This window comes from Pantoea sp. SGAir0430, assembly GCF_043549295.1.
On sequence record NZ_CP039427.1, the window covers coordinates 3,325,886 to 3,342,095 of the forward strand.

Genomic DNA, 16,210 nt, shown 5'->3' on the forward strand with positions numbered 1-16,210 from the left:
GGTCTAAGATGGCACACATCGAGAAACAAGCTGGCGACCTGCAGGAAAAACTGATCGCGGTAAACCGTGTCTCTAAAACTGTGAAAGGTGGTCGTATTTTCTCCTTCACCGCTCTGACTGTAGTGGGTGATGGTAACGGCCGCGTTGGTTTTGGTTACGGTAAAGCGCGTGAAGTTCCAGCAGCGATCCAGAAAGCGATGGAAAAAGCTCGTCGCAATATGGTTAATGTCGCGCTGACTCACGGCACCCTGCAGCACCCGGTTAAAGGTGCGCACACGGGTTCTCGTGTGTTCATGCAGCCGGCTTCTGAAGGTACCGGTATCATCGCCGGCGGTGCAATGCGCGCCGTTCTGGAAGTCGCTGGAGTTCATAACGTTCTGGCTAAAGCCTATGGTTCCACTAACCCGATCAACGTGGTTCGTGCAACTATCGACGGCCTGGGCAATATGAAGTCTCCGGATATGGTTGCTGCCAAGCGTGGTAAATCCGTTGAAGAAATTCTGGGGTAATCACGATGGCTAAGACAATCAAAATTACACAAACCCGTAGCTCAATCGGCCGCCTGCCTAAGCACAAAGCCACTCTGGTTGGTCTGGGTCTGCGTCGTATTGGTCACACCGTTGAGCGTGAAGACACGCCAGCTGTACGCGGTATGATCAACGCGATTTCTTACATGCTGAAAGTGGAGGAGTAAGAGATGCGTTTAAACACTCTGTCTCCGGCCGAAGGGTCTAAACACGCTTCCAAGCGTCTGGGCCGTGGTATCGGTTCTGGCCTCGGTAAAACCGGCGGTCGTGGTCACAAAGGTCAGAAGTCTCGTTCTGGCGGTGGCGTACGTCGTGGTTTCGAGGGTGGTCAGATGCCTCTGTACCGTCGTCTGCCGAAGTTCGGCTTCACCTCGCGCAAATCATTCGTGACTGCAGAAGTGCGTCTGTCTGATCTGGCGAAAGTGGAAGGCGGTATCGTCGACCTGAACACGCTGAAAGCAGCTAACATCATCGGTGTACAGATTGAGTTCGCGAAAGTGATCCTGTCTGGTGAAGTATCTGCACCTGTTACGATTCGTGGTCTGCGTGTCACCAAAGGTGCTCGTGCTGCAATCGAAGCTGCTGGCGGTAAAATCGAGGAATAAGTAGCAGATGGCAAAGCAACCGGGATTAGATTTTCAAAGTGCCAAAGGTGGCTTTGGTGAACTGAAGCGCAGACTGTTGTTTGTAATCGGTGCACTGATTGTCTTCCGTATTGGCTCTTTTATTCCAATCCCCGGTATCGATGCCACTGTACTTGCCAAACTGCTTGAGCAACAGCGTGGCACCATCATTGAAATGTTTAACATGTTCTCTGGTGGTGCTCTCAGTCGTGCCTCAATCTTCGCGCTGGGTATTATGCCGTATATTTCGGCCTCTATTATTATCCAGCTGCTGACGGTGGTTCATCCCGCGTTGGCCGAGATTAAGAAAGAGGGTGAAGCTGGTCGTCGTAAGATCAGCCAGTACACTCGCTACGGCACACTGGTTCTGGCTATATTCCAGTCGATCGGTATTGCTACCGGTCTGCCGAATATGCCTGGAATGCAGGGCCTGGTATTAAATCCAGGCTTTGCTTTCTACTTTACCGCTGTTGTAAGTCTGGTTACCGGAACTATGTTCCTGATGTGGCTGGGCGAACAGATTACTGAACGAGGTATCGGTAACGGTATTTCAATCATTATCTTCGCGGGTATTGTTGCGGGTTTACCGCCGGCCATTGGCCATACCATCGAGCAAGCGCGGCAAGGCGACCTGCACTTCCTTCTGTTGCTGTTGGTTGCAGTTCTTGTATTTGCAGTGACGTTCTTTGTTATTTTCGTTGAGCGTGGCCAGCGCCGCATTGTGGTCAACTACGCTAAACGTCAGCAAGGTCGTCGTGTATATGCTGCACAGAGCACACATTTACCGTTGAAAGTGAACATGGCGGGCGTAATCCCAGCCATCTTTGCTTCCAGCATTATCCTGTTCCCGGCGACGATAGCATCCTGGTTCGGGGGCGGTACCGGTTGGAACTGGCTGACAACAATTTCGCTGTATTTGCAGCCAGGACAGCCGCTTTATGTGCTACTCTATGCGACTGCAATCATCTTCTTCTGTTTCTTCTACACGGCGTTGGTTTTCAACCCGCGTGAAACAGCAGATAACCTGAAGAAGTCTGGTGCATTCGTACCGGGAATTCGTCCGGGAGAGCAAACGGCGAAGTACATCGATAAAGTAATGACACGTCTGACCTTAATCGGCGCACTGTATATTACTTTTATCTGCCTGATCCCGGAGTTCATGCGTGATGCCATGAAGGTTCCCTTCTACTTTGGCGGCACCTCGCTGCTGATTGTAGTGGTTGTCATCATGGACTTTATGGCTCAAGTGCAAACTCTGATGATGTCCAGTCAGTACGAGTCTGCATTGAAGAAAGCTAACCTGAAAGGCTATGGCCGTTAATTCAGTAGCTTGAGAAGTTACGGAGAGTAAAAATGAAAGTTCGTGCTTCCGTCAAGAAATTATGTCGTAACTGCAAAATCATTCGTCGCGACGGTGTCGTACGTGTGATCTGCAGCTCCGAGCCTAAGCATAAACAGCGCCAGGGCTGATTAAGTCACATATTTTTCTTGCAAAGTCGGGTTGAGCTGGCTAGATTAGCCAGCCAATCTTTTGTATGTCGATGCGTTTCCATTTGAGTATCCTGAAAACGGGCTTTTCAGCATGGTACGCATTTATTTAATTATAGGAGTGCATAGTGGCCCGTATAGCAGGCATTAACATTCCTGATCAAAAACATACCGTTATCGCATTAACTTCGATCTTCGGTATCGGCAAAACCCGTTCTAAAGCCATCTGTGCTGAAACGGGCATCGCTGAAAATGTTAAGATCAGTGAGCTGTCTGAAGAACAAATTGATCAGCTGCGTGAAGCAGTTGGTAAATTCGTTGTTGAAGGTGATCTGCGCCGTGAAATCACCCTGAGCATCAAGCGTCTGATGGACCTTGGTTGCTACCGTGGTTTACGCCATCGTCGTGGTCTGCCGGTGCGCGGTCAGCGTACTAAGACCAACGCACGTACCCGTAAGGGTCCGCGTAAACCGATCAAGAAATAATCGGGGTGAGTAAATAATGGCAAAGGCACCAGTTCGTGCACGTAAGCGTGTAAGAAAACAAGTCTCAGATGGCGTGGCTCATGTCCATGCGTCTTTTAACAACACCATCGTTACTATTACTGATCGTCAGGGTAACGCACTGGGTTGGGCAACCGCCGGTGGTTCCGGTTTCCGCGGTTCACGTAAATCTACTCCGTTTGCTGCTCAGGTCGCTGCAGAGCGCTGTGCAGAAGCCGTGAAAGATTACGGTATTAAGAACCTGGAAGTTATGGTTAAGGGTCCGGGTCCAGGCCGCGAATCTACTATTCGTGCTCTGAACGCCGCTGGTTTCCGCATCACTAATATTACTGATGTGACTCCGATCCCTCACAACGGTTGTCGTCCGCCGAAAAAACGTCGCGTTTAACGTTCCGTTTTTTAGGTTAGTTGGAGAAAGAAAATGGCAAGATATTTGGGTCCTAAGCTCAAGCTGAGCCGTCGTGAGGGCACTGACTTATTCCTTAAGTCTGGCGTTCGCGCGATTGATTCCAAGTGCAAAATTGAACAAGCCCCTGGTCAGCATGGTGCGCGTAAACCGCGTCTGTCTGATTACGGCGGCCAGTTACGTGAAAAGCAAAAAGTTCGTCGTATCTACGGCGTGCTGGAGCGTCAGTTCCGTAACTACTATAAAGAAGCAGCGCGTCTGAAAGGCAACACCGGTGAAAACCTGTTAGCTCTGCTGGAAGGTCGTCTGGATAACGTAGTTTACCGTATGGGCTTTGGTGCCACTCGTGCAGAAGCACGTCAGCTGGTTAGCCACAAATCTGTAATGGTAAACGGTCGCGTTGTTAACATCGCTTCTTATCAGGTATCTCCGAATGATGTCGTAAGCATCCGTGAGAAAGCCAAAAAGCAATCTCGCGTGAAGGCCGCTCTGGAGCTGGCTGAGCAGCGTGAAAAGCCAACCTGGCTGGAAGTTGATGCGACTAAGATGGAAGGTGTGTTCAAGCGTATTCCTGAGCGTACCGATCTGTCTGCGGACATTAACGAACACCTGATCGTCGAGCTTTACTCTAAGTAAAGCTTAGTACCAAAGAGAGGACACAATGCAGGGTTCTGTGACAGAGTTTCTAAAACCGCGCCTGGTAGATATCGAGCAAGTGAGTTCGACGCACGCCAAGGTGACCCTTGAGCCGTTAGAGCGTGGCTTTGGCCATACTCTTGGTAACGCACTGCGCCGTATTCTGCTTTCTTCCATGCCGGGTTGCGCGGTGACCGAGGTTGAGATTGATGGCGTGCTGCACGAGTACTCCACCAAAGAGGGCGTACAGGAAGATATCCTGGAAATCCTGCTCAATCTGAAAGGGCTGGCGGTAAGAGTTCAGGGTAAAGATGAAGTCATCCTCACTCTGAATAAATCTGGCATTGGCCCTGTGACTGCAGCCGACATTACCCACGACGGTGATGTCGAAATCGTCAAGCCGCAGCATGTGATCTGCCATCTGACCGATGAAAACGCGTCTATTAGCATGCGTATCAAAGTTCAGCGTGGTCGTGGTTATGTGCCGGCTTCTGCCCGAATTCATTCGGAAGAAGATGAGCGCCCAATCGGCCGTCTGTTGGTTGACGCTTGCTACAGCCCTGTAGACCGTATCGCCTACAATGTTGAAGCAGCGCGTGTAGAACAGCGCACCGACCTGGACAAGCTGGTCATCGAAATGGAAACCAACGGCACAATCGATCCTGAAGAGGCGATTCGTCGTGCGGCAACCATCCTGGCAGAACAACTGGAAGCTTTCGTTGACTTACGTGATGTACGTCAGCCGGAAGTCAAAGAAGAGAAACCAGAATTCGATCCGATCCTGCTGCGCCCTGTTGACGATCTGGAATTGACTGTCCGCTCTGCTAACTGCCTCAAGGCAGAAGCTATCCACTACATCGGTGATCTGGTACAGCGTACCGAGGTTGAGCTGCTTAAAACGCCTAACCTGGGTAAAAAATCTCTTACCGAGATTAAAGACGTGCTCGCATCACGTGGTCTGTCTCTGGGCATGCGCCTGGAAAACTGGCCACCGGCAAGCATTGCTGATGAATAACCGGATCGCAGGTTAAGGTTTCACTGAGAAGGATAAGGTCATGCGCCATCGTAAGAGTGGTCGTCAACTGAACCGCAACAGCAGCCATCGTCAGGCTATGTTCCGCAACATGGCTGGTTCTCTGGTTCGTCATGAGATCATTAAGACGACTCTGCCGAAAGCCAAAGAGCTGCGTCGCGTAGTTGAGCCGCTGATTACTCTTGCCAAGACCGACAGCGTAGCTAATCGTCGTCTGGCATTCGCCCGTACTCGTGATAACGAGATCGTGGCAAAACTGTTTAACGAGCTGGGCCCGCGTTTCGCGAGCCGTGCCGGTGGTTACACTCGCATTCTGAAGTGTGGCTTCCGTGCTGGTGACAACGCTCCGATGGCATACATCGAGCTGGTTGATCGTCCAGAAGCTCAAGCAGAAGCTGCTGCAGAGTAATTTGCAGTAACGTAAAAAACCCGCTTCGGCGGGTTTTTTATTGCCTGTCATTTCTTCCTATTTCCCCTCCATTCGCTATGCTGTTGGCAGACATGCCTGCAGGAGGTTTCTATGTGGCTTATCGATCAGCTGGCTGAGCAACACATCCGCGCCGCTCAGGAAAAGGGTGAGCTGAGCAATCTGCCTGGTGAGGGTGCGCCGCTCACGCTGGACGATGACAGTGGTGTGCCGGCGGAATTGCGCAGTGCCTGGCGACTGCTGAAAAACGCCGGTTATCTCCCACCGGAACTGGAGATGCGCCGCGACGCGCTGGCACTGAGCGATCTGCTTCGTGAACTTGATCCTGACGACAGCGAGGCGCACGAACTGGCCAAACGCCTGACACTGCTGGAGATGAAGCTGCAGCAGGCTGGCATGAGCACCGATTTTCTGCGTGGCGAATACCGCCCGGCGATCGGTCAGTGGCTACAGCAGGAGAAATAGTATGTATCGCATTGGCCAGCTGGCAAAACTGGCGGACGTGACGCCGGACACCATCCGCTTTTATGAAAAGCAGCAGATGATGGATCATGAGGTACGCACCGAGGGCGGCTTCCGCCTGTACAGCGATAACGATCTGCAGCGCCTGCGTTTTATCCGTTACGGCCGGCAGCTTGGTTTCAGCCTGGAATCGATCCGCGACCTGCTGTCGATCCGCATCGATCCAGAGCATCATACCTGTGAAGAGTCAAAAGCGATCGTGGCGAAACGGCTGGATGAGGTGAACGGTATGATTGGCGAACTGCAAACCATGCAGCGCTCACTGCAACGGCTGGCGGAAACCTGCTGTGGCGACCGGCACAGTAGCGCCTGCTGTTCGATCCTCGAGGCACTGGAAACCGGTGAAGATCCGCATCCTGAAATTTGTTGTAGCAAGGATTGAATTCTGGCGCGCAGGAACTATAGTTGCGCCATCACTAACCGGAGGACGATATGAGTCACTATCAGCATCGAAAAGGCAAAATTAACGATAACGCCCTGGAAGCTCTGTTACACGATCCGCTGTATCGCCAGCGTGTTGAGCGCAATCAGAAGGGGAAAGGCAGCTACCGGCGTAAAGATAAACACGCGAAGGGAGCGAATCAGGAGGCCAGCGGTAAGCAACAGTGTTTACCTCTGGCCTTCTGCTTTAGTGACAAAAAAGCCGCCTGAAACTGGCGGCTTTTATTTATCACACTTTATTATTTTGTTGCTTAAGCAGGTCGCGAATCTCGGTCAGCAGCACTTCTTCATTGGTCGGTTTAGGCGCTGGTTTTTCCACTTCTTTCTTTTTATACAGTTTATTCATTACTTTGATGGCAATGAAGATAGCAAACGCTACGATGATGAAGTCAAATACCGTCTGAATAAAGTTACCGTACTCCATCACCACCGCTGGGATATCGCCTTCTGCTGGCTTGAGTACCCATTTAAACTGCTTAAAGTCGACGCCGCCAATCAATAAACCGAGCGGTGGCATAATGATGTTCGCAACCAGTGACGATACGATCTTACCGAACGCAGCACCGATGATCACACCGACCGCCAGGTCCACCACGTTACCGCGCATCGCAAAATCACGAAACTCTTTGAATAAACTCATTGTTATCTCCTTGCCTTGGCCAATGGCTAAAGTCTAACAAACCTTCGTGTAATTGCCATTATAACAATGGATTAAACACCACTCTCACTGCAGCCCAATCACAACGCGTTACAGGAAGAACGGGCTCGGCTGGAACAGACGTTCAACGTCCGGCACAAACTTTTTGTCGGTGAGGAACATGATCACGTGGTCGCCTTGCTCAATACGCACATTATCATTGGCGATGATCACGTCATCACCACGCACCACCGCGCCGATAATGGTGCCCGGCGGCAGTTTAATATCTTCAATCAGGCGGCCTACCACGCGCGAAGTGGTTTCATCACCGTGGGCAATGGCCTCGATGGCTTCCGCAATACCGCGGCGCAGTGAAGAGACGCCGACAATATCGGCTTTGCGCACGTGGCCAAGCAGCGCAGAAATCGTGGCCTGCTGCGGTGAGATCGCAATATCGATCACGCTGCCCTGCACCAGATCGACATAGGCGCGACGCTGGATCAGCACCATCACCTTTTTCGCGCCCATCTTTTTGGCCAGCATCGCTGACATGATATTGGCTTCATCGTCGTTAGTGACGGCGATAAACAGATCGACCTGATCGACATGCTCTTCTGCCAGTAGTTCCTGATCCGAGGCATCGCCATAGAACACGATGGTATCCTGCAGATGTTCAGCCAGTTCAGCTGCGCGCTGCTGATTACGTTCAATCAGCTTAACGCTGTACTGCTTCTCCAGCCGCTGCGCCAGGCCAAAGCCGATATTACCGCCGCCGACCAGCATAATGCGTTTATAGGGCTTTTCGAGCCGCTGCATCTCGCTCATCACCGCACGAATATGCTGACTGGCGGCAATAAAAAACACTTCATCGCCAGCTTCGACGATCGTCGATCCCTGCGGGCGGATCGGACGATCCTGACGGAAAATCGCGGCTACGCGGGTATCGATATGCGGCATATGTTCACGCAGGATCGACAGCGGATTGCCCACCAGCGGTCCGCCGTAATAGGCTTTGACCACTGCCAGGCTGACTTTGCCCTCGGCAAAATTCACCACCTGCAACGCGCCAGGGTACTGAATCAGCCGATAGATATTGTCGATCACCAGCTGTTCAGGCGAGATCAAATGGTCGATGGGTACCGCTTCCGGCACGAACAGCTTTTCCGCATCGCGCAGATAATCGGCGGCGCGGATACGGGCAATGCGGTTTGGCGTGTTAAACAGCGAGTAAGCAATCTGACAGGCAATCATGTTGGTTTCGTCAGAACTGGTGACCGCCACCAGCATATCCGCATCTTCGGCGCCGGCTTCACGCAACACGCGCGGGTGCGAACCATGGCCCTGCACCACGCGCAGGTCAAACTTATCCTGCAGCACGCGTAAGCGTGAGGGATCGCTATCAACCACGGTGATGTCATTGTTTTCGCCCACCAGGTTTTCAGCGAGCGTGCCGCCCACCTGGCCGGCGCCGAGGATAATAATTTTCATGGATACGTTGCTCTTGTCACTGTGCGCTGCACTATTTTTTCATCAGCTTAGCGTAGAAGAAACCGTCGCCGCCATCGATGGCAGGGAAAACCTGCCAGCCGTTAAGTTGCCCCTGTGGCAGTGCCTGCGGCACCGCATCGTCATGCGTCGCGAGGAAAGCCTCGATCTGCTGCTGGTTCTCCTGCGGCAGCACTGAGCAGGTGGCATAAAGCAGCGTACCGCCCGATTTCAGGCGTGGCCAGATGGCCGCCAGAATCTCACGCTGTAGCGCGGCGAGTTCGTCGATATCGCGATCGCGGCGTAGCCATTTGATATCCGGATGGCGTCGAATAACGCCGGTGGCCGAGCAGGGCGCATCCAGCAGGATGCGGTCGAATTGCTGCTCGTCGCACCAGGCCGCTGGCGTGCGGCCATCGCCCTGACGCACGTCAGCCTGCATCCCCAGACGCTGCAGGTTTTCCGTCACGCGCGACAGGCGCTGCGCATCGATATCCACCGCCATCACGCGTGCCTGCGGCGCAATTTCGAGAATATGGGTGGTTTTGCCGCCGGGCGCAGCGCACAGGTCGAGAATGGTTTCGCCGTTTTCCGGCGCCAGCAGCAGGGCACAACGCTGAGCAGAGAGATCCTGCACCGTCACCCAGCCCTGCTCAAAGCCTGGCAGCTGACTGACCGGAGCCGGAGCTTCAAGACGCAGCGCATCCGGCGCGTCAGCACCAAACGCATTTTGATTCTGCTGGGTTAATAACGCCAGCCAGGCGTCACGGCTGTGATGCTGACGATTCACGCGCAGCCACATTGGCGGTCGCTGATTGTTTGCTTCTACAATCCGCTGCCACTGCTCTGGCCACGCGGTTTGCAGCCGTTTCAGTAGCCAGCCCGGATGCCAGTAGCGCTGCGGGCCCTGATTGACCTCTGCCAGCAGTGCGTCCTGCTGACGCTGGAACTGACGCAGCACGCCGTTAAGCAAGCCTTTCAGATTTGCCCGCTTCAGTGCTTCAGCCCCGGCCACGGTTTCGGCCAGCGCGGCGTGCGGCGGAACGCGGGTATACAGCAGCTGATACAGGCCTACCATGATCAGATAGTGCAGCACGCGCTGTTTGCCGGTTAACGGCCGCGCCATCAGCTTATTAATCAACGCTTCCAGCTGCGGCAGCGTGCGCGTCACGCCAAAACACAACTCCTGCAGCAGCGCGCCATCGTTGTTTGCCAGCGTTTTTTGCGCAGCGGGCAGAATCGCGCTCAGCGATTCCCCTTTATCCACCACGCGTTCAATCAGTTGCGCGGCAAGGCTGCGCAGGTTGGTCGCTTTTTTCATATTCATTCATCAAACAAAAAGCCCGGCGGAGACCGGGCTGGAGAATCAGGCCAGAACGGTGCCGGGTGTAAACCATTCACGACGCGAATTGAGCAGATCCTGCGCCGCCATGGCTTTTTTGCCGGCAGGCTGCAGTGAGAGCAGATTCAGCACGCCGTCAGCGGTAGCAATCTGGATGCCGTGTTTGTCCGCCTGCAGAATTTCTCCCGGCTGGGCGCTGCGGTGCGGTAATACGCTGGCCTGCCAGACTTTGACCGGCTGATCGTCGATGAGGAAATAACTCACCGGCCACGGATTAAAGGCGCGAATGCACCGTTCCAGCTGAACAGCAGAGAGCGACCAGTCAAGACGAGCCTCTTCTTTGCTGAGCTTTTCCGCGTAAGTTACCAGGGTCTCATCCTGCACTTCGGGCTGCGCGCTGCCGGCGGCCAGCAGGCTGAGCGTGGTCAGCATCCCCTGCGGGCCCAGCTGCGCCAGCTTGTCGTACAGCGATGCGCTGGTATCGTCGGCATTAATCGGGCAGGTTATTTTGTGCAGCATATCGCCGGTATCCAGACCCACGTCCATCTGCATGATGGTCACACCGGTTTCGTTATCGCCGGCCCACAGTGAGCGCTGAATCGGCGCCGCACCACGCCAGCGCGGCAGCAGCGAGCCGTGTACGTTGATGCAGCCAAGGCGCGGCATCGTCAGCACCGCCTGAGGCAGGATCAGACCATAAGCGACGACCACCATCACATCGGCCTGCAGTCCGGCAACCAGCTGCTGATTCTCTTCCGGCTTCAGGGACTTTGGCTGAAACACGGGAATATCATGCGCCTGAGCCAGCACTTTTACCGGGCCCGGCGTGAGTTTGTTGCCACGTCCGGCAGGGCGGTCGGGCTGAGTAAAGACGCCAACCACCTGATGCTCAGAAGCAAGCAGCGCGTCGAGATGACGCGCTGCGAAGTCAGGAGTACCGGCAAAGATGATTTTTAACGGTGCAGACACAGTTCAACCTTCTGTTCGCTCTCAGGATGCGCGCGCATTCTGGCGGGCCAGTTTTTCCAGTTTCTGTTTAATACGCTGACGCTTCAGCGGCGACAGATAATCAATAAACAGTTTACCGTCGAGATGGTCGATCTCATGCTGGATGCAGATCGCCAGCAGACCGTCGGTTTCCAGCTCGAAGCTGTTACCGTCGCGATTCAGCGCGCGCACTTTGACCCGCTCGGCACGCGGCACAAACGCCCGCTGTTCCGGGATCGACAGGCAACCCTCTTCGATACCGGTTTCGCCGCTTTTTTCCAGCAGCTCCGGGTTAATCAGCACCAGGCGCTCTTCGCGGCTTTCAGAAACATCAATCACGATGATGCGCTGGTGAATATCCACCTGCGTCGCCGCCAGACCAATGCCTTCTTCGGCGTACATGGTCTCAAACATATCGTCGACAATACGCTGAACGTCAGCATTCACAGCCGCAACGGGTGCAGCAATTTTGCGAAGGCGATCGTCAGGGAAATGTAATACCTGCAAAACTGACATAAATATCCAGATCTGTATGCGTTAAAGAAAAGATTACTGCCTCATATTGTAGACTTTTTGGGGCCTGATTGACAGCATTGTGCCGCATCAGAGCACGGCTGACAGGGAGCGCAGCATGGAACGCAGTGAAAGGATTATCAGGCTGACTTACGTCTGGGGTTTAAGCGGTGAGCGCGCCCGTCAGTTCATCATGGCGCTTCTGGCCGCCAGCCACGTTGACGACGCGTGGCTGCAGCAGCACGGTCTGGACGACACGCAGCGGCAACAGTTTCTCGCCCTCTGTCCACGGCAGCTGGAAACAACGCAGCGCTGGCTGCAACAGGCGCAACATCATCTGATCGCCTGCAGCGACGCACATTATCCCGCCCGGCTGCGGGAAATCAGCCGCTATCCGGCTGCCCTTTATATAGCGGGTGACCTCTCTGCACTCGCGACACCGCAACTGGCGGTGGTCGGCAGTCGTCACTGTTCGCCGTATGGCAGAGAATGGGGCAGCTGGTTTACCCAGCAGCTGGCGCTAAGCGGTTTGACCATCACCAGCGGGCTGGCGCGCGGTATTGATGGCGTGGCGCATCGTGCCGCGCTGGAAGTGCAGGGCAAAACTCTGGCCGTGCTGGGCAGCGGGCTGAATCATCTCTATCCGAAAAGCCATCAGCCGCTGGCACAAGAGATCATCGCCAGCGGCGGCGCGCTGGTTTCAGAACTGCCGCTGTCGATGGCGCCCCATGCGGTAAATTTCCCGCGGCGTAATCGTATTATCAGTGGCCTGAGTCATGGCGTGCTGGTGGTTGAAGCGTCACTGAAGAGTGGCTCGCTGGTGACGGCGCGGTATGCGCTGGAACAAAACCGTAACGTGTATGCGCTGCCTGGCGCGCTGGGTAATCCTGGCTGTGAAGGCACGCACTGGCTGATTCAGCAGGGTGCGCTGCTGGTGGCGCATCCCAACAATATCCTTGAGGATTTGCATTCTGCCCTGCAATGGTTGCCGGCCAGCATCTCAGAAACAATATATTCACAACTCAGTGATGATGTGCCATTGCCATTTCCCAGCGTGTTGGCTAACGTAGGTGATGAGGTTACACCTGTTGACGTCGTCGCTGAACGTGCCGGCCAACCTGTGCCAGTTATCGCAGCGCAATTGCTGGAGCTGGAGTTAGCAGGATGGATCGCAGCTGTACCCGGCGGCTATGTCCGATTGAGGAGGGCATGCCATGTTCGACGTACTTATGTACTTGTTTGAGACGTATATCCACAACGAGGCTGAAATGCGCGTTGACCAGGATAAATTGACCGATGACTTAACCGATGCCGGTTTTCATCGCGAAGATATCTACAATGCGTTGAATTGGCTTGAGCGGTTAGCGGATTATCAGGATGGTCTGGTCGCGCCAGTGTTGCTGGCTAACGATCCGCTCTCCATGCGAATCTACACGGAAGAAGAGAGCCAGCGTTTAGATGCCGAGTGTCGTGGTTTTATTCTGTTCCTGGAGCAAATCCAGGTGCTGAATATGGAAACGCGCGAAATGGTCATCGAACGGGTTATGGCGCTTGATACGCTGGAATTCGATCTGGAAGATCTCAAATGGGTGGTGCTGATGGTGCTGTTTAACATCCCCGGGTGTGAAAATGCCTATCAGCAGATGGAAGAACTGTTATTCGACGTCAATGAAGGTATGCTGCATTAATTTGCGATTAATGCATTCGGTAATATGAGTAAACCAGCACTATTTACCGTGCGTAAACACGATCCCTGCCCCGCCTGCGGGGCAGAATTAGTGATACGTGCCGGCAAACACGGGCCTTTTCTCGGCTGTGTGAATTATCCAACCTGCGACTATATTCGCCCGCTGAAAAGCCAGGGTGATGGCCATATTGTCAAAGTGCTGGAAGGCCATGCCTGCCCGCAGTGTGGTGCGGACAAAGTGCTGCGCCAGGGGCGATTCGGCATGTTTGTCGGCTGTAGCCACTATCCGGAGTGTGATTACACGGAAACCATCGATAAGCCGGACGAAACCGCAATTGCCTGCCCGCAGTGCGCCAGCGGCAAGCTGGTGCAGCGCCGTTCACGCTATGGCAAAACCTTCCATGCCTGCGACCGTTATCCCGACTGCCAGTTCGCGATCAACGCCACGCCGCTGGAAGGTGTCTGCCCCCATTGCCAGTTCCCGTTATTAATAGAAAAGAAAACCGCACAGGGCATGAAGCGCTTCTGCGCCAGCAAACGCTGCGGTAAGCCCATCGCCCAGGATGAAGAGTGATCATGAACCAGAGCCAGCATGCACCCGGAAGCCTCGACTTCTGCATCGAACAACTTCAGCAACAGCAAGTGATTGCTTACCCTACCGAAGCCGTATTCGGCCTTGGCTGCGATCCGGACAGCGAAAGCGCGGTGATGGCCCTGCTGGCACTGAAACAGCGCCCGGTAGAAAAGGGTCTGATTCTGATCGCCGCTGATTATACGCAGCTTGAGCCTTATATTGCCGATCGCGAACTCACCGTGCTGCAGCGCGAACGTATGTTTGCCAGCTGGCCGGGTCCGGTCACCTATGTGGTGCCTGCTTCGCCGCATACGCCGCGCTGGTTAACCGGCCGCTTTGATTCGCTGGCGATTCGCGTCAGCGATCATCCGCAGGTCCAGGCGCTGTGTCGCGGATTTGGCAAGCCGCTGGTCTCAACCAGCGCGAATTTAACCGGTCAGCCGCCGTGCCGCAGCGCCGCCGAAGTGGCAGAGCAGTTTGGCTCGCAGTTCCCGGTGTTGCAGGCGGCCACCGGCGGTCGCCTGAATCCTTCTGAAATCCGCGATGCTATTAGCGGTGAACTCATTCGTCAGGGCTGATTATGGAAAAGTTTGCCGTTTTTGGTCATCCCATCGCCCACAGCAAATCTCCGTTTATTCACGCCGCTTTTGCTGAGCAGACCGGTATTGAACATCCTTACGGACGCATCTGCGCACCGCTGGAAGGGTTCCCGCAGGCGATAGAGGCGTTTTTTGCGGCCGGTGGCAAAGGCGCCAATGTTACGCTGCCGTTTAAACAGCAGGCATGGGAATTCGCGGATGAGCTCAGCGAACGCGCGGCATTATCCGGCGCGGTAAATACCTTAAAGAAGAGAGCCGATGGTTCGATTCTGGGTGATAACACGGACGGCATCGGCCTGCTGAGCGATCTGCAACGGCTGCAGCTAATCCGGCCGGGCGATCGAATTCTGCTGGTGGGTGCGGGCGGCGCGGCGCGTGGGGTGATCCTGCCGCTGCTCTCGACGGGCTGCGCGCTGGTGGTGGTTAACCGCACGGCAGAACGCGCGCAACAGCTGGCTGAGCTTTTCCAGCACAGTGGGGCGATCCAGGCGATGAGTTTTGATCAACTGGCCGGCGATCGTTTTGATCTGATCATCAATGCCACCTCCAGCGGCGTAGCGGGCGACGTGCCGCCGCTGCCGGTTACGCTGATTGATGCGCAGGTGCGCTGTTACGACATGTTTTATCAGCAGGGGCTGACGCCATTTCTGGCGTGGTGCCAGCAGCACGGCACACAGCAGCTGGCGGATGGACTCGGCATGCTGGTGGGTCAGGCGGCGCATGCGTTTCAGCTGTGGCATGGCGTTATGCCGGAGATCGCGCCGGTCATCGATCAACTTAAACAGGCGATGCAGGCATGAATCAGGCTATCCAGTTTCCCGATCGGGAAAGCTGGGACGCAGTCAGGCAGGCGGTGCTGTTCCCGGTCTTAGTGAATGGTATGGGACTGACCTGCGCAATATCGCTGCCGGCGCTGCAGCAACGTTTTGGTGCCGGAGAGGCGATGGCGCTGTTTAGCGCGCATCGCTGGGATCTGGAGGAAGAGGCCGAGCAGCTGCTCCGGGCGGAGCAGGCCGACGATCAGGGCTGGCTGTGGCTGCCCTGAGTCAGATATTCATCTTTCCAGCCGACATAATTGTTAGCGGAGTAAAGCAGTCCGGCTATTTCCGCTTCGGTTAGTGGCCGGATCTGCTTCACCGGGCTGCCTAAATAGAGATAGCCGCTTTGCAGGCGTTTACCGGGTGGCACCAGGCTGCCGGCGCCAATCATCACCTCATCTTCGACGATCGCGCCATCCAGCAGGATCGAGCCCATACCCACCAGCACGCGGTTGCCAATGGTGCAGCCGTGCAGCATTGCTTTATGGCCCACCGTCACGTCTTCACCGATGATCAATGGAAAGCCATCGGGATTACTGCTGGATTTATGCGTAACGTGCAGCACGCTGCCATCCTGGATATTGCTGCGTTTACCAATCACCACTTTATTCACGTCACCGCGGATTGCTACCAGTGGCCAGATGCTGACATCATCAGCCAGCTCGACTTCGCCAACGACCACGCTGCTGCTATCCACCATCACACGTTCGCCGGTGTGGGGAATATGTTGCTTATAAGGACGCAGGGCTACAGACATTCTATTTCTCCTTTTCTGATGTTTCCCGCTAGCCTGCGGCTTCCGGTGCGGGTAAACAAGCTGATTTTTGCGCGGATCGCTCGCGATCGCAGCGAAAAGAGTGAAAACTCGCCAGTCGATAAAAAAGATCGAAAAAAGGGGTTGTGCAAAAAATCCGGATCCCTATAATGCGCCACCACTGAGACGGCAAAGCGGCAACGCAGGC

Annotated in this window: 25 protein-coding genes; 19 read left to right on the plus strand and 6 right to left on the minus strand. The window is 54.6% G+C overall.

Annotated elements, in window-relative coordinates; all coding sequences use genetic code 11:
- Positions 1-8: 8 nt before the first annotated feature.
- The 13 genes from rpsE (at position 9) to E7738_RS15750 (ending at position 6,816) form a co-directional block, all read left to right on the plus strand.
- Positions 9-509, plus strand: coding sequence for a 30S ribosomal protein S5 (gene rpsE / locus E7738_RS15690; protein WP_010618560.1), 501 nt, complete (start codon positions 9-11; stop codon positions 507-509).
- A gap of 5 nt (positions 510-514) precedes the next feature.
- Positions 515-694 carry a 50S ribosomal protein L30 gene (gene rpmD, locus E7738_RS15695; RefSeq protein ID WP_013510758.1) on the plus strand — a complete coding sequence of 60 codons (180 nt, stop codon included), beginning with the start codon at positions 515-517 and terminating at the stop codon, positions 692-694.
- A 3-nt stretch (positions 695-697) separates the two neighbouring features.
- A complete protein-coding gene (rplO, locus tag E7738_RS15700; protein WP_021508221.1) occupies positions 698-1,132 on the plus strand; it encodes a 50S ribosomal protein L15 in 435 nt (144 codons plus the stop codon).
- 7 nt (positions 1,133-1,139) lie between these two features.
- Entirely contained in the window at positions 1,140-2,471 is a 1,332-nt protein-coding gene (gene secY / locus E7738_RS15705) for a preprotein translocase subunit SecY (RefSeq protein WP_021508222.1), read from the plus strand.
- A 32-nt stretch (positions 2,472-2,503) separates the two neighbouring features.
- The gene (gene rpmJ / locus E7738_RS15710; protein ID WP_071813610.1) at positions 2,504-2,620 is read left to right on the plus strand and encodes a 50S ribosomal protein L36; all 117 of its coding nucleotides are present in this window, start codon (positions 2,504-2,506) and stop codon (positions 2,618-2,620) included.
- Between the two features lie 146 nt (positions 2,621-2,766).
- Complete coding sequence (gene rpsM / locus E7738_RS15715) at positions 2,767-3,123, plus strand: 30S ribosomal protein S13 (protein WP_021508223.1); 357 nt, start codon at positions 2,767-2,769, stop codon at positions 3,121-3,123.
- A 16-nt stretch (positions 3,124-3,139) separates the two neighbouring features.
- On the plus strand, positions 3,140-3,529 hold the full coding sequence (gene rpsK, locus E7738_RS15720; protein ID WP_004160563.1) for a 30S ribosomal protein S11: 390 nt from the start codon (positions 3,140-3,142) through the stop codon (positions 3,527-3,529).
- Positions 3,530-3,562: 33 nt separating this feature from the next.
- Positions 3,563-4,183 carry a 30S ribosomal protein S4 gene (gene rpsD / locus E7738_RS15725; protein ID WP_010618555.1) on the plus strand — a complete coding sequence of 207 codons (621 nt, stop codon included), beginning with the start codon at positions 3,563-3,565 and terminating at the stop codon, positions 4,181-4,183.
- Between the two features lie 25 nt (positions 4,184-4,208).
- Positions 4,209-5,198 carry a DNA-directed RNA polymerase subunit alpha gene (locus E7738_RS15730; RefSeq protein ID WP_007891688.1) on the plus strand — a complete coding sequence of 330 codons (990 nt, stop codon included), beginning with the start codon at positions 4,209-4,211 and terminating at the stop codon, positions 5,196-5,198.
- A 40-nt stretch (positions 5,199-5,238) separates the two neighbouring features.
- Positions 5,239-5,625, plus strand: a complete 387-nt coding sequence (gene rplQ / locus E7738_RS15735; protein ID WP_003850180.1) for a 50S ribosomal protein L17 — start codon at positions 5,239-5,241, stop codon at positions 5,623-5,625.
- 111 nt (positions 5,626-5,736) lie between these two features.
- Positions 5,737-6,108, plus strand: a complete 372-nt coding sequence (locus E7738_RS15740; RefSeq protein WP_241799005.1) for a DnaJ family domain-containing protein — start codon at positions 5,737-5,739, stop codon at positions 6,106-6,108.
- Position 6,109: 1 nt separating this feature from the next.
- On the plus strand, positions 6,110-6,547 hold the full coding sequence (zntR, locus tag E7738_RS15745) for a Zn(2+)-responsive transcriptional regulator (RefSeq protein ID WP_058770984.1): 438 nt from the start codon (positions 6,110-6,112) through the stop codon (positions 6,545-6,547).
- A 50-nt stretch (positions 6,548-6,597) separates the two neighbouring features.
- Positions 6,598-6,816: an alternative ribosome-rescue factor A gene (locus E7738_RS15750; protein WP_021508226.1), complete on the plus strand. Its 219-nt coding sequence runs from the start codon at positions 6,598-6,600 to the stop codon at positions 6,814-6,816.
- 19 nt (positions 6,817-6,835) lie between these two features.
- On the opposite strand, the gene mscL is transcribed toward E7738_RS15750, so the two are convergent.
- The 5 genes from mscL to def all read right to left on the minus strand — a co-directional run bounded on the left by mscL (position 6,836) and on the right by def (position 11,573).
- Positions 6,836-7,246: a large-conductance mechanosensitive channel protein MscL gene (gene mscL, locus E7738_RS15755; protein WP_021508227.1), complete on the minus strand. Its 411-nt coding sequence runs from the start codon at positions 7,244-7,246 to the stop codon at positions 6,836-6,838.
- 108 nt (positions 7,247-7,354) lie between these two features.
- Positions 7,355-8,731: a Trk system potassium transporter TrkA gene (gene trkA / locus E7738_RS15760; RefSeq protein WP_021508228.1), complete on the minus strand. Its 1,377-nt coding sequence runs from the start codon at positions 8,729-8,731 to the stop codon at positions 7,355-7,357.
- 31 nt (positions 8,732-8,762) lie between these two features.
- Positions 8,763-10,049 (minus strand): 16S rRNA (cytosine(967)-C(5))-methyltransferase RsmB, encoded by a 1,287-nt coding sequence (rsmB, locus tag E7738_RS15765; RefSeq protein WP_058776570.1) that lies wholly within the window; start codon positions 10,047-10,049, stop codon positions 8,763-8,765.
- A 45-nt stretch (positions 10,050-10,094) separates the two neighbouring features.
- On the minus strand, positions 10,095-11,039 hold the full coding sequence (fmt, locus tag E7738_RS15770; RefSeq protein ID WP_058759898.1) for a methionyl-tRNA formyltransferase: 945 nt from the start codon (positions 11,037-11,039) through the stop codon (positions 10,095-10,097).
- Between the two features lie 21 nt (positions 11,040-11,060).
- Complete coding sequence (gene def / locus E7738_RS15775; RefSeq protein ID WP_058776571.1) at positions 11,061-11,573, minus strand: peptide deformylase; 513 nt, start codon at positions 11,571-11,573, stop codon at positions 11,061-11,063.
- Between the two features lie 115 nt (positions 11,574-11,688).
- On the opposite strand from def, the gene dprA reads away from it, so the two are divergent.
- From dprA to E7738_RS15805, 6 genes are read left to right on the plus strand one after another with little or no spacing between them, the layout of a single operon-like run.
- Positions 11,689-12,813, plus strand: a complete 1,125-nt coding sequence (gene dprA / locus E7738_RS15780; RefSeq protein ID WP_215480623.1) for a DNA-protecting protein DprA — start codon at positions 11,689-11,691, stop codon at positions 12,811-12,813.
- A complete protein-coding gene (gene smg, locus E7738_RS15785; protein ID WP_031279836.1) occupies positions 12,785-13,258 on the plus strand; it encodes a DUF494 family protein Smg in 474 nt (157 codons plus the stop codon). Before dprA ends, smg begins: the two co-directional genes overlap by 29 nt.
- A gap of 24 nt (positions 13,259-13,282) precedes the next feature.
- Complete coding sequence (locus E7738_RS15790) at positions 13,283-13,831, plus strand: DNA topoisomerase family protein (protein WP_031279837.1); 549 nt, start codon at positions 13,283-13,285, stop codon at positions 13,829-13,831.
- A gap of 2 nt (positions 13,832-13,833) precedes the next feature.
- A complete protein-coding gene (gene tsaC / locus E7738_RS15795; protein ID WP_058776573.1) occupies positions 13,834-14,409 on the plus strand; it encodes an L-threonylcarbamoyladenylate synthase type 1 TsaC in 576 nt (191 codons plus the stop codon).
- 2 nt (positions 14,410-14,411) lie between these two features.
- Positions 14,412-15,230: a shikimate dehydrogenase gene (gene aroE / locus E7738_RS15800; protein ID WP_058776574.1), complete on the plus strand. Its 819-nt coding sequence runs from the start codon at positions 14,412-14,414 to the stop codon at positions 15,228-15,230.
- A complete protein-coding gene (locus tag E7738_RS15805) occupies positions 15,227-15,475 on the plus strand; it encodes a DUF1488 family protein (RefSeq protein WP_058759902.1) in 249 nt (82 codons plus the stop codon). Before aroE ends, E7738_RS15805 begins: the two co-directional genes overlap by 4 nt.
- Here the strand turns inward: E7738_RS15805 and E7738_RS15810 are convergent.
- A complete protein-coding gene (locus tag E7738_RS15810; protein ID WP_058776575.1) occupies positions 15,451-16,005 on the minus strand; it encodes a gamma carbonic anhydrase family protein in 555 nt (184 codons plus the stop codon). The genes E7738_RS15805 and E7738_RS15810 overlap by 25 nt on opposite strands.
- Between the last annotated feature and the right edge of the window lie 205 nt (positions 16,006-16,210).